The 12,805-nt window shown below is 62.1% G+C and carries 11 protein-coding genes and 3 pseudogenes; 4 read left to right on the top strand and 10 right to left on the bottom strand.

From position 1 onward, the window contains the following. Positions 1–4: 4 nt before the first annotated feature. Both AC1VVG_RS00070 and AC1VVG_RS00065 read left to right on the top strand, forming a co-directional pair. Entirely contained in the window at positions 5–655 is a 651-nt protein-coding gene (locus AC1VVG_RS00070; RefSeq protein WP_482835062.1) for an HNH endonuclease, read from the top strand. A 41-nt stretch (positions 656–696) separates the two neighbouring features. Then, positions 697–792: pseudogene (locus AC1VVG_RS00065) on the top strand (cytochrome b); the annotation flags it as partial. Positions 793–893: 101 nt separating this feature from the next. Here the strand turns inward: AC1VVG_RS00065 and AC1VVG_RS00060 are convergent. The 3 genes and pseudogenes from AC1VVG_RS00060 to AC1VVG_RS00050 all read right to left on the bottom strand — a co-directional run. Then, positions 894–1,022 carry a PAAR domain-containing protein gene (locus tag AC1VVG_RS00060; protein ID WP_482835061.1) on the bottom strand — a complete coding sequence of 43 codons (129 nt, stop codon included), beginning with the start codon at positions 1,020–1,022 and terminating at the stop codon, positions 894–896. Positions 1,023–1,082: 60 nt separating this feature from the next. Next, the gene (gene istB, locus AC1VVG_RS00055) at positions 1,083–1,904 is read right to left on the bottom strand and encodes an IS21-like element helper ATPase IstB (RefSeq protein WP_482835060.1); all 822 of its coding nucleotides are present in this window, start codon (positions 1,902–1,904) and stop codon (positions 1,083–1,085) included. Further along, positions 1,901–2,767, bottom strand: a pseudogene (locus tag AC1VVG_RS00050) (Mu transposase domain-containing protein); the annotation flags it as partial. The pseudogene AC1VVG_RS00050 and the gene istB (AC1VVG_RS00055), both read right to left, overlap by 4 nt. A gap of 123 nt (positions 2,768–2,890) precedes the next feature. On the opposite strand from AC1VVG_RS00050, the gene istA reads away from it, so the two are divergent. Together istA and istB (AC1VVG_RS00040) are read left to right on the top strand one after the other, a co-directional pair. Next, positions 2,891–4,147, top strand: a complete 1,257-nt coding sequence (gene istA, locus AC1VVG_RS00045; RefSeq protein WP_338340935.1) for an IS21 family transposase — start codon at positions 2,891–2,893, stop codon at positions 4,145–4,147. Beyond that, complete coding sequence (gene istB / locus AC1VVG_RS00040) at positions 4,144–5,010, top strand: IS21-like element ISBcen28 family helper ATPase IstB (protein ID WP_012732871.1); 867 nt, start codon at positions 4,144–4,146, stop codon at positions 5,008–5,010. The genes istA and istB (AC1VVG_RS00040) overlap by 4 nt, the downstream gene beginning before the upstream one ends. A 53-nt stretch (positions 5,011–5,063) precedes the next feature. Here istB (AC1VVG_RS00040) and AC1VVG_RS00035 read toward each other — a convergent pair. From AC1VVG_RS00035 to dnaA, 7 genes and pseudogenes are all read right to left on the bottom strand, one after another. Next, positions 5,064–5,714: pseudogene (locus tag AC1VVG_RS00035) on the bottom strand (IS21 family transposase); the annotation flags it as partial. 129 nt (positions 5,715–5,843) lie between these two features. After that, positions 5,844–6,029, bottom strand: coding sequence for a PAAR domain-containing protein (locus tag AC1VVG_RS00030; protein WP_482835058.1), 186 nt, complete (start codon positions 6,027–6,029; stop codon positions 5,844–5,846). Next, positions 6,026–6,418 (bottom strand): ankyrin repeat domain-containing protein, encoded by a 393-nt coding sequence (locus AC1VVG_RS00025; protein ID WP_482835057.1) that lies wholly within the window; start codon positions 6,416–6,418, stop codon positions 6,026–6,028. The genes AC1VVG_RS00030 and AC1VVG_RS00025 overlap by 4 nt, the downstream gene beginning before the upstream one ends. Next, positions 6,363–6,839 carry a hypothetical protein gene (locus AC1VVG_RS00020; RefSeq protein ID WP_482835055.1) on the bottom strand — a complete coding sequence of 159 codons (477 nt, stop codon included), beginning with the start codon at positions 6,837–6,839 and terminating at the stop codon, positions 6,363–6,365. Before AC1VVG_RS00020 ends, AC1VVG_RS00025 begins: the two co-directional genes overlap by 56 nt. A gap of 442 nt (positions 6,840–7,281) precedes the next feature. Further along, on the bottom strand, positions 7,282–9,756 hold the full coding sequence (gene gyrB, locus AC1VVG_RS00015; RefSeq protein ID WP_059561571.1) for a DNA topoisomerase (ATP-hydrolyzing) subunit B: 2,475 nt from the start codon (positions 9,754–9,756) through the stop codon (positions 7,282–7,284). Between the two features lie 193 nt (positions 9,757–9,949). Then, entirely contained in the window at positions 9,950–11,056 is a 1,107-nt protein-coding gene (gene dnaN, locus AC1VVG_RS00010) for a DNA polymerase III subunit beta (protein WP_006490996.1), read from the bottom strand. 170 nt (positions 11,057–11,226) lie between these two features. Next, complete coding sequence (gene dnaA / locus AC1VVG_RS00005) at positions 11,227–12,804, bottom strand: chromosomal replication initiator protein DnaA (protein WP_034190190.1); 1,578 nt, start codon at positions 12,802–12,804, stop codon at positions 11,227–11,229. Position 12,805 lies beyond the last annotated feature (1 nt).

Here is a 12,805-nt window from a genome sequence, read left to right as displayed (position 1 = left end):
GTAGATGTCGCAGTACAGCGTGAAAGTTGGCGACATTGAGGATGTGGTGCGAGAACTGGGTGGAAGAGCGCCGTACAAAAAAATCTATGAAGCGCTGCTCGCAAAATTCTCGTCAGGGAAGTTGCCAGAAAATTATCAAGATATGGCGACATTTCAGGCAACGGTGCGTCGCAAGGTGGAGGATCACTGCCCCCAGTGCATAGATTTTGATCCGTCAAAACGAGAGGCGAAGTTCATACGGGTAGAGCGTGGTACGTTCGAACTTGCTCAGTATGAGGGGCAGGTCGCAGAGTTGCAGACCGTTCAGGCACGTCAGGCCGCTTTCGACAAAGACGTTGATCGAGCGCTTGCGGACACATCGGCAGCACGAAGAAAGCGACTCGCACGAGCCAACAAAAAGCCGGCAAAGATCAGGGCTGTCACGGAGATCTACGTTCGGAGCGCTGACGTTGTTGCGGAGGTCCTGCTTCGAGCGAATGGCGCTTGTGAGCGTTGCAAAGTACTCGCTCCGTTTTTTAGGAAAAAAGACCGCACACCATACCTCGAGGTGCACCACAAGCAACGCCTTGCAGACGACGGTGAAGACACGGTCGAAAATGCGATCGCATTGTGCCCAAATTGCCACAGAGAGCTTCATTTCGGCGTCGAGTCTTGAGCCAGATTGCAACAGTGAAAGGCGTCGAAGTTGCAAGGCCGCTTTCCTTTGCTACGTTCCTCGCGCGCTTTGCGATTGCGCTTTATCACGGGTTGATTCGGCGGGATGCGGTAGTGAGGACGGTGATGGGGAGGTGAACAGTGGCCATCTCGCTGAGTAGATGGCCACTGTTGAACCGGGTTTGGGCAGAGGCTTCGGATCGCCGAACTTTGCCCGATATATCCGACATCGCTGCAAATCACTCGCTGGCCATGAACTCATGTGGGCTGGCGATCAGCGATGCGCCACATGCAGTCTTCATCCCGTCGAGCGCAGCTGCGCGGCCTTCAATCATGTACTGACTTGAGCCTTGAATAGATAGCGTCAAGCAGCATGGCCGGTTTACCGACAATCATTTTGGCCGGTCGACCGGGATGATTGTCGGTGGTTATTCGGTCATGGTTGTTGCTCCTTCCTTGTGATTGTCGCTGGATGATTGTCGGCGCCGGCCGGTCTGTTTGTCGCTGGCCGTGCGACGGCGGTAGCTTTCGACGTTCATCTCGAAGATCGTCGAATGATGGACGAGCCGGTCGATCGCGGCGACGGTCATGCCGGGATCCGGAAACACGTCATTCCATCCCGAGAACGGCTGGTTGGCGGTTATCAGAAGGCTACGGCGCTCGTATCTTTCGGCGATCAGCTCGAACAGCACGCTCGTTTCGGCCTGGTCTTTTCGGGCATACGACAGGTCGTCCAGGATGATCAGGTCGAAGCGGTCGAGCTTGGAGAGCGCTGAAGGCAGTTGCAGGCTTTGACGCGCGGCCTGCAGCTTCTGCACGATCTCACTGGTGCGCGTGAGCAGCACGCGGTAACCGGCGTCGATCAGCGCGTGTCCGATGGCCGACCCAAGATGACTCTTGCCGACCCCAGGCGGGCCAAACAGCAGCACTGTGGCGCCTTTCTCGAGCCACGAATCGCCGGCAGCCAGCGCCATGACATGGGCTTTGGAGACCATCGGCACCATGCTGAAGTCGAAGTTGGCCAGTGTCTTGGTTGGATCCAGATGGGACTCGGCACGGTGTCGCTCGATGCGCCGCTTGGCGCGCTCGGCGAGTTCGTGCTCAAGGAGTGCGCCGAGCAGTCGCGTTGCCTGCCAGCCTTCTTTGTCGGAGCGCTGTGCAAACTCAGGCCACAGGCGCGCGATGGTCGGCAGACGCAATTCATTGAGCATCAGGGCCAGTCGGCCGGAATCGTAACCCGGTGTGCTCATGCCGCCACCTCCTTGCCCAGGAGGTCGTCATAGGAGCTGGCCGGGGGTATCTCAACATTAACCACCGGGCAATCGACCTGGCGCGGCGCAAATTCCTCACGCAATGCCTTCAGATCCGGCAGTCTGCCGTCCACCAGCAATGCGTTGAGGCGCGAAGCCAGGACGGCTTCGACGCCATCCAACGCGGCGAGCTCAAGCAGACCGACAATCATCTTGCAGGCGTCGCGCTGCGTCAGCCGTGCCTCGAGCTGCTCCCACGTTCGGCGATAGGCCTCACGCGGAAACAGCTCGTCGCGAAACGCGAGTCCCTTGAAGGCCTGCGGCTTGCGCTTGAGACCTTCAATCAAGTGCCGGTAATCGAGGGCGCGGCGGTTGTCGCCAGTACGCGAGCCGCGCGGGGCACTGTGCACCAGCGCACCAGATAGATAGCAGTCGAGCCGGTCGCCATAGACGCGCACCTTGAGGCGGTGGCCGATCAGACGCGACGGCGCGCTGTAGAGGATGCCGCGCACGGTGAAGGTGCTGCAGCGTGTGACGCGTGCTTCCTCCTCAACGAAGTCGGTGGTGCGCCGCAGAGGCAGATCGATGAGCTGCTCGCGCTCCAGGCGGAACGCTGCCCCATTGCGCCGGTTGCGGCGCATGACGACCTCGCGCAGAAACTCGTCGTAGGCCGTGCGATCGGCGAAGTCCCGATGCCCGCGCAACATCAACGCCTGATCGATGGCCTCCTTCAGGTAGCGATGCGATGACTCCACGCTGCCGTTCTCGTGACCCTGACCGCGATTGTTGCGCGTGCCGGCCATGCCGTAGTGCTCGAGCAGCGCGGCATAGCGCACCGTGAAGTCCTCCTCGTCGTGCAGATTGTCAGCGTCGGATAGATACTCCCCACTTTCGTCGAAGTAATTTTCCCCAGTTTTTTATACGACGGCGCCGCAGTAGCGGCGCCGTCCTGTCGATCGCTGACCATATTGCCCTTGAGATCCGTCGTGGGGGTGTCGGTGGTCGAGCTGGAGGAAGTGATGACGATTCTGGAATTGCATCGGCAAGGGCTGAGTATTTCGGCCATCGCTGCTCGACTGAGTATGGATCGCAAGACCGTTCGTAAATACATCAGGAATGGCGTTCAGGCGCCGCGTTACGGTCCGCGCGCGCCGCGACCGTGCGTGGTCGATCCGTTCGTCCACTACGTCACCGAACGTGTACGCGAGTTTCCCGACCTGAGCGTCGAACGTCTGCTGCGCGAGATCCGGGCCATGGGGTATACCGGCGGCCGCACGGCGCTGGGCGACCTGGTTCGGGAAGTCCGGCCGCCGCGCCAACGCGGCTTCGAGGTGCGCTTTGAGACGCCCGCCGGTCATCAGGCTCAAGTGGATTTCGCGCACTTCAATGTCGAGCTCGATGACGCGCCCGGCCAGCGGCGTTCGATCTGGCTGTTCTCGATCGTGCTTGGGCACAGCCGCTATCTCTGGGGACGTTTCGTCGAGCATCAGGACCTGCAGACCGTCCTGCGCTGCCACATGGAAGCGTTCGAGCACCTCGGCGGCGCTCCGCGCGAGATTCTGTACGACCGGATGAAGGCGGCCGTGCTGGGCGAAGTCGAGAAGCACATCGTCTACAACGCGAAGCTGGTCGCGTTTGCGCAGCACTACGGCTTCGCGCCGCGCGCCTGCAAGGCGTATCGCGCCAAGACCAAGGGCAAGGTCGAGCGGCCGTATCGCTATATCCGGCAGGACTTCTTCCTGGCGCGCCGCTTCCAGAACCTCGCCGACCTGAACCGCCAACTGCGCGAGTGGCTCGACACGGTTGCCAATGTCCGCGTGCACGGCACCACGCACCGCGTCGTCGCTCAGCACTTCAGTGAGGAGCGTCCTACGCTGCAGGCGTTGCCGGCCGGCACCTTCAACGGCGTGATCCGGCTTGAGCGGCGCGTGAGCCACGAAGGTCTCGTCTCGGTCGGTGGCAACTACTACAGCGTGCCCGATCGTACGCGCAAGCGCGTGCTCGACGTCCACAGTCTGGCTCACGAGATCCGTATCTACGAGGACGGTGAACTGCTGGCGGTGCATCCCGTGTTGGAAGGCCGGCGACGAACCTCGCTGTTGCCCGGTCATCGGCGTGCAAACCAGCGTAAGCAGCCGGCACGGCACCCCGTGCCATCGGTGACGGCGAGCGTGGCTCGCCGGCCCTTGTCGTTCTATGACCAGGTCGCAAGACGTCTCGCAGAAGCCGGGAGGACCGCATGAACAGCATGCCTGCCTCGACACTGGAGCGCATCCGGCGCTATCTCGTCGGCCTGCGCATGCCGCGCGCGCTCGAAACGCTGGATGCCACCCTGAACCGCTTCGAGCAAGGCGACAGTTCGATGCTCGAAGTGCTGGAAACGTTGCTGGGCGAGGAGTTCACGACACGCGAAACACGCCGCATCCGGATGGCGCTGCAGACCGCGCGGCTCGGCACGATCAAGACGCTGGCCGGCTACGACTTCAGCTTCCAGCCGAGCCTGGATCGCGATCGCATCATGACGCTTGCGCAACTCGAGTTCATCGAACGACGGCAGACCGTTCACTTCCTGGGGCCGCCCGGCACGGGCAAGTCGCACCTGTCCATTGCGCTGGGCGTGGAAGCCGTGCGCGCGGGCAAGAGCGTCTACTTCGGCTCGCTGGCCGAGATCGTGAACTCGATGGCCAAGGCCGAACGGGAAGGCAACCTGGCGCAGCGCGTGCGCTTCCTTGCCCGTAACAGCCTGCTCATCGTCGACGAGATCGGCTACCTGCCCATCGGCTCCAACGGCGGCAACCTGTTCTTCCAGCTCGTCAACGCCTGCTACGAGCGCTGCGCGATCATCCTGACGTCCAATCGCAGCTTCGGTGAATGGGGCGACGTGTTCGGCGACAGCGTGGTGGCCGCGGCGTTGCTCGACCGGCTGCTGCACCACGCGATCGTCGTGCAGATCGAAGGCACATCGTACCGCCTGCGAGAACACGCCGATCTGCTGCCGGACCATCTGCGCAACCGTCCGTCTTCCCTGAACCCCGTGCCCGCTGAACCGGCTCGCCGGCGCCCGGGCCGCCCCCGAAGGAACCCATTCGATCACGTCGCCGGCTGATCACCGTCCGAACAGGGTGGGGAATTTTACTTCGACACTTCTGGGGAAATTACGTCCGAGGTTGACAGCAGATTCCTGAACGCCGCCGACAGACTGTCGGTGCGGTGCTCGAGCGGGCAACCGCCGGCCTGCCAGAGCGCATTCTGCAAGCCCGTAGACAGGGCTTCGAAACTCTCGCCGCCTTCGACGACATTCGCGTACTCCCAGCGCGAGAAGGCCAGCACGAAGTGGTACAGCCGATGAGCGAATGGCGCGCCGGCGATGGTCACGCGCAGTTCAGCCATGTCGGTAAAGTCTGACAGGCCCCGCGCGCCGGGCTCATGCTGCTGGGGGAAGAAGACTTCCTTGGGCGGCCCGGACATTGCTCTCCAGTGCCTCACGCGCCGCTCGAGCGTGCGGCGTGTGCTGTCGGGATATTGCCCGGGATGATCGTCCTGCAGCTTGCGCAGGATCGTGATCGCCTGCAATTGCGGCGCGTTCGTGAGCATCGCGACGACTTCGGTGTCCCAGACGTCGGCGAACGGATCAGGGCGCGAACGCCAATAGCCGCGGGGCTTCTGGGACGGCAGTGAGGCATCTCGTTCTATGCGCCGGGCACTGCGCACACTGATGCCGGCCTTGGCGGCGGCAATCTCCTGAGAGTGGTGTTTGCGTTTGGACATGTAGAGGCGAACCTGTTGGTCGGTGATACGGGTTCCGGACATGCGGCTGATCGCTTCTTCTTGATTTGATCAGCCATCGTAGAACCCGGCCGACTCGGCGCCGCCGGTGGGGAGAACTCTCCGGCGGCTACGCCGCCTCCGAGTTCTCCCCACCGGCCAAAACCTCTGTCGCTATACCGGCCAAAATGATTGTCGCCGCGCACCTTGAACGATCGGATAGGCGCCTTGGCACTTCGGACACAGCACCATATGGCCAACACCAGATGCCGGGCGGCCGTTCAGGTTCGAGAAGCCGAAGCCATCGAGCACAATGCCACCGTGATCGGTTGTGTCGCCCTTTCGGATAATGGGCTTCATCGACCTGTCTTGAGAAGTCGGATTATCTCTGCGTTCTCGTTAAGCTCTGCAACTTCGAGCGGCGTCTGATCAAATTCATTCCTCAGATGCTTCTTGGCGCTGCACTTCAAGAGAAACTTGATCGAGTCGAATTGATCCATCATGGCCGCCTGGTGCAGTGGCGTATTACCCAGATCGCCCGCGATGTTCACATCTGCTCCCGCATCGACCAGAATCTTCATGTCTTCAATAGCACCGGTGCGAGCCGCAAGATGCAGAACGGTGTCATCTACCGCACCGCGCTGATTGGGATCGGTCAACTCCAACCCCAGGAATTCGGGGTGGGTGCTGTACTTATCGAAGACCAATTTCAACTGCTCTTTTGAGGACATTTTTGGGTGCACTTCCATTGTGTTCATCCTTCAAATTCTGAAGGCGATTTTTCCAACCGACAATCTTTTCATCATGCCGCCCTGGCAACCACTTCTGATCCCACGCCTCGTACAACTTGATGCATCGTTCGGCGTGGTCAATCTGGCGAGATAGCGTCGAACATTCGTTACTGCCCGAAGGCGGAGGCGTATCGCAGAAGCGCTTGGCGTTGATGTACTCCGACTGGCGGTCTTGTGCCGAGCTTTGCGTTCCAGAATTGGAGGTAGCATTTGCCATCCAGATCATCGCAGCGACGCCTACGCTGGCGCGCGCGAACTTGAAAATCCGGTGCCGTGGGCCAAACTCCTGCGCATGGTCGACATGGGCCGCATCCTCGGACCAACGATTTCCCGCAACACGATACGCATCTGCGAACACCCGCAGATAATCGACTCGCACCGCTCGGAGTCGGAATGATTGAGGCAGCCAGCGGCGTTGCTACGAGCAATGCAAAAGGGGCGGTGTTTCGGTATTGCTCGTAGGCTTGGCGGGCGGGGGCGCTGCTTAGGTTACAGGGGCCGGCGCGGGAGGTGGGATAGGAGCGTTTCATCGGGTGGGCACTCCACAGAAGGTGAAAGCGGCAAATAGCCCCACTTCCGGAAAACCGCGTTGCACCAAAAACGCTCGCCTATTGGTATCCGTTTTGGGTGGGTTTCACGGCACGGAAAGCAAAAAAGCCGCTGTCCTTGCGGAACAGCGGCTTTGGGGTGAAGCTAATGGCGAATCAGAGATTCGAACCCCGGACCTTCGGATTATGATTTTGTGGCTGAGCGCTCATAAAACTGGCGCTCGGCGGGTGGGCTAGTCGTACTTACTCTGGGGTTCTAGACCGAAGTTGTCGTCAAACGTCGATATTCCCCGCCCGCAACGCATTCGACTCGATAAACGCCCGCCGCGGCTCGACATCATCCCCCATGAGGGTAGTAAAGATCCCGTCCGCAGCAATAGCATCTTCGATCTGCACACGCAGCAGACGCCGCACCGCCGGATCCATCGTCGTTTCCCACAGCTGCTCGGGGTTCATCTCGCCGAGGCCCTTATAGCGTTGTTTGGAGACGTTGCGCTCCGCATCCGCCAGCAGCCACTTCATCGCGCTCTTGAAGTCCGCCACGGCCATGCTGCGCTCACCGCGCTTGATGACCGCACCTTCCCCAATAAGCCCCTTGAACGTATTCGCCGTCGTCACGAGCTGCTGATAATCCGCCGTGTGCTGGAATTCTTGGTCGATGACGGAAACCCGCACGTTGCCGTGATGCGTCCGCTCGACATGCAGCGCCCGCTGTTCGCGAACCGCGTCATACGAAGGCACCACACGCACTTCGTTCTTCAAAGCCTCGTCATGCAGCGCGGCATGAAGAGCCTTCGCCGAAGCCTCGGTCGAAGCCTCGCTGGAGAGATCGATCACCACCCCATCCATGACCGCTTCCAGCGCGGCCGGGTCATACAACCGGCTCAACCGCTCGATCACGCTCTGCGACAGCAGATACGACCGCGCCAGTTCCCCAAGCGCATCACCGGAAATCGCCGCCGCATTCTCACCCGGCACCAACTCCGACCCTTGCAGCGCCAACCGCAGCATGTGCGCGTTCAGCTCCACGTCATCCTTCAGATACCGCTCGTCCTTGCCCGCCTTGATCTTGTAAAGCGGCGGCTGCGCGATATACACGTACCCGCGTTCGATCATGTCCGGCATCTGGCGATACAGGAACGTGAGCAGCAGCGTCCGGATGTGCGCACCGTCCACGTCCGCGTCGGTCATGATGATGATGCGGTGATAACGCAGCTTCTCGAGGTTGTAATCGTCCTTGCCGATCCCGCAGCCAAGCGCGGTCACGAGCGTGACGATCTGTTCCGACGACAGCAGCTTGTCGTAGCGCGCCTTCTCGACGTTCAGCACCTTGCCGCGCAGCGGCAGGATCGCCTGGAACTTGCGATCACGCCCTTGCTTTGCCGACCCACCTGCCGAGTCACCCTCGACGATGTAGATTTCGCACTTCGCCGGATCCTTCTCCTGACAGTCCGCGAGCTTGCCCGGCAGGCCGACGCCGTCGAGCACACCCTTGCGTCGCGTCATCTCACGCGCCTTCCGAGCAGCATCCCGCGCCCGAGCAGCTTCGACGATCTTCCCGCAGATGATCTTCGCGTCGATCGGCGTTTCCAGCAGGAACTCTTCGAGCGCCTTCGCGACGACTTCCTCAACCGGCGCACGAACCTCGGAAGAAACCAGCTTGTCCTTCGTCTGCGAGCTGAACTTCGGCTCCGGCACCTTCACGGACAGCACGCACGACAGCCCTTCGCGCATGTCGTCGCCGGTCGTCTCGACCTTCGCCTTCTTCGCGATTTCGTTGTCGGTGATGTACTTGTTGATGACGCGCGTCATCGCGGCCCGCAGGCCGGTCAGGTGCGTGCCGCCGTCGCGCTGCGGAATGTTGTTCGTGAAGCACAGCACGTTTTCGTTGTAGCTGTCGTTCCACTGCATCGCGACTTCGACGCCCACGCCATCCTTCTCGCCGTTCGCGAAGAACACCGTCGGGTGCAGGTTGGTCTTCGTCTTGTTGATGTACTCGACGAAGCCCTTCACCCCGCCGGCGAACGCGAAATCGTCTTCCTTGCCCGAACGCAGGTCCGTGAGACGAATTCGCACGCCGTTGTTCAGGAACGAAAGCTCGCGCATCCGCTTCGCGAGGATGTCGTAGTGATACTCGACCGTGCCGAAAATCGTCGGATCGGCCATGAAATGCACTTCGGTGCCGCGGTTCTCGGTGTCGCCGGTCACGAGCATCGGCGACACTTCCACGCCGTCCACCACCTCGATCACGCGATCCTGCGCGACGCCGCGGTGGAATTCCATGAAGCGCTTCTTGCCGTCGCGCCGCACGGTGAGGCGCAGCCAGCTCGACAGCGCGTTCACGCACGACACGCCCACGCCGTGCAGACCACCGGACACCTTGTAGCTGTTCTGGTCGAACTTGCCGCCGGCGTGCAGCTCGGTCATCACGATTTCCGCCGCACTGCGCTTCGGCTCGTGCTTGTCGTTCATCTTCACGTCGGTCGGAATCCCGCGGCCGTTGTCGGTCACGGAAATCGAGTTGTCGGCGTGAATCGTCACGTGGATGTCGTTGCAGTACCCGGCCAGCGCTTCGTCGATCGAGTTGTCGAGCACCTCGAACACGAGGTGGTGCAGACCGGTGCCGTCCGACGTGTCGCCGATGTACATCCCGGGGCGCTTGCGCACCGCTTCCAGACCTTCGAGGATCTGGATCGACGAGGCGCCGTAGCTGCTGTTATCGGGTTGCGAATTGTGCTGTTCACTCATGGATATCTTCCGGTTCTGCGAGGCCACTCTAGTGGCGGCGCGGTGCGTTTCAGCGAAGGAAATCGCCGGGCCGCTCCAGTTTCCTGGCCCATCCACGGTGCCGGTCAGGCACCGAAAGGACGGGTTGTCGGTTCGCCATAAAAACGCCAAAGGGGCTTGCCGCCCCCTGGTGTGTGTCTTGATGTCGTGCGCGTCAGATGCGCATCGGCATCACGACATACTTGAACTCGTCGTTCTCGGGCACGGTGATCAGCGCGCTCGAGCTGGCGTCGCCGAGGCTCACCTGCACGGTGTCGACCTTCAGGTTCGCGAGCACGTCGAGCAGATACGTGACGTTGAAGCCGATGTCGACGGTATCGCCCTGGTAGGCGATTTCGAGTTCTTCCTGCGCCTCTTCCTGATCGGCGTTGGTCGACATGATCTTCAGCTGGCCCGGCGCGATGATGCAGCGCACGCCCTTGAACTTGTCCGAGGTCAGAATGGCCGCGCGCTGCAGCGAACGCTGCAGTTCTTCACGGCCGATCTCGAACGTGTTCTTGTGCGCCTTCGGGATCACGCGCTGGAAGTCGGGGAACTTGCCCTCGACGAGTTTCGACACGAGCTCGACCTGGCCGAACGTGAACTTGGCCTGGGTTTGCGCGATGTCGATGGTGACGGTGTCGTCGATGTCCTCGAGCAGGCGCTGCAGCTCGAGAATCGTCTTGCGCGGCACGATGACTTCCTGGCGGCCGAACGTGCCGCCTTCGAGCTTCATCGACGAGAACGCGAGGCGGTGGCCGTCGGTGGCCACGGCCATCAGCTGGTCGCCGTCGACGACGAGCAGCATGCCGTTCAGGTAGTAGCGGATGTCCTGCTGCGCCATCGCGAAGTGCACCATGCCGAGCAGCTGGCGGAACGACTTCTGCGGGACGGTGAGCGTAGCGCCGAAATCCTTGGCCTGCGCGACGGTCGGGAACTCGTCGGCCGCGAGCGTCTGCAGTGCGAAGCGGCTCTTGCCCGATTGAACGGTGAGGCGCTTGTCGGCGAGCGACAGCGTGACCTGGCCGTCAGGCATCGCGCGCAGGATGTCGAGCAGCTTGCGGGCCGCGACGGTGGTCGCGATCTGGTCGCCGCCGACGCCGAAATCGGCGCGCGTGGTGATCTGCAGCTCCAGGTCGGTCGACAGGAATGAAACGTCCGGGCCGTTCTTGGTGATCAGCAGGTTGGCGAGGATCGGCAACGTATGGCGGCGTTCGACGATGCCGCTGACCGTTTGCAGCGGCCTGAGGAGGGTGTCTCGTTCGGTCTTGACCAGTTGCATAGAGTTCCTTCGTTGAGTAACGGCCTGCAGCGCAGCAGCCTCGCAGCGCCCCGCCGGCCGGGCTCTTGGCCCGCCACCACCGGGGCGGTCAAACCAGTATTGTGCCTCAAAACCGAACCGCCCCCCTTAAATTGGGGCGGAGGCCGAATTATCAAGCGCGGTGCGCGCGCTCAGCCCTTCAGCGTCTGTTCCAGCACGTGCAGCTCGTGGTTGAGCTGCGCGTCCTTGCTGCGCTCGTCGGCGATCTTGCGCACCGCATGCAGCACGGTGGTGTGGTCGCGCCCGCCGAACAGCTCGCCGATTTCCGGCAGGCTCTTCTGCGTGAGTTCCTTCGCCAGGTACATCGCAATCTGCCGCGGCCGCGCGATGTTCGCGGGGCGCTTCTTCGAATACATGTCGGCGACCTTGATGTTGTAGAAGTCGGCGACGGTCTTCTGGATGTTCTCGACCGAAATCTGCCGGTTCTGCACGGTCAGCAGGTCCTTCAGCGCTTCCTTGGTCAGCTCGATCGAGATCTCGCGGCCATGGAACTTCGAATACGCGAGGATCTTGCGCAGCGCGCCTTCGAGCTCGCGCACGTTCGAGCGCAGGTGCTTCGCGACGAAGAACGCGACGTCCTCCGACAGGTTCACGCCTTCCGACTGCGCCTTGCGCATCAGGATCGCGACGCGCATTTCCAGCTCGGGCGGCTCGATCGCGACGGTCAGGCCCGAGTCGAAGCGCGAGATCAGGCGATCGTCGATGCCCGAGATTTCCTTCGGATACGTGTCGCTGGTGATGATCACCTGCGCCTTGTTCGCGACGAGCGCCTCGAACGCGTAGAAGAATTCCTCTTGCGTGCGCGATTTGCCGGAGAAGAACTGGATATCGTCGATCAGCAGCAGGTCGAGCGAGTGGTAGTAGCGCTTGAAGTCGTCGAACGCCTTGCGCTGGTACGCCTTCACCACGTCTGACACGTACTGTTCCGCATGGATGTAGCGGATTCGCGCGCCGGCCTTGTCGAGCAGCAGCTGGTTGCCGATCGCATGGATCAGGTGGGTCTTGCCGAGGCCGACGCCGCCGTACAGGAACAGCGGGTTGTACGAGATGCCAGGGTTGTCCGCGACCTGGATCGCGGCGGCGCGCGCGAGCTGGTTGGCCTTGCCGGTCACGAAGTTGTCGAACGTGAGCACCGGGTTCAGCTTCGAGCGTTCGTACATCGAATCGGCTTCGCCGCCGTTCGCGGGGGCCGCGCCGGGGCCCGGGCGCCACGTGCGGCGGCCGGCCGCCGCTTCGTGCGCGGGCAGGCTCGGCAGGTCGATGTCGGCGTCGTCGGCGTTCAGGTGATGCGCGGCGGCCGCCGACGGCGTCATCGGCACGTCGGCCGGCGCGCTGGGCGCGGCGGCGGCATTCGCGGTCAGGTTGGCGGCGATCGCGGCGACCGTCGCGGCCGGGCCGTTCGGGGTGAGCGGCGCGCGCGGGGCGGCCGGCGCGCTGCCGGCGGGCGCGCTGCGCATGCCGGCCTTCGGATCGAGGACGAACTGGACTTCGATCGGCGCGTTCCAGAAATCCCGGGCCAGATCGGAGATCCGTCCCGAAAACTGGCTCTTGACCCAGTCCAGCTTGAAACGGTTCGGCGCGGCGATGGACAGCGTGTTCGCCGACGCATCGAAGGCCACCGGGGCCAAGGGTTTGATCCACGTCACGTACTGCTGGGGCGTCAGCTCGCGCTCCAGCAGTGCGGAACAGTGTTGCCAGAAATCGTTCATC

The sequence above is a fragment of the Burkholderia sp. L-4 genome (assembly GCF_056856535.1).
This window is presented reverse-complemented; position numbering and strand designations above follow the sequence as displayed.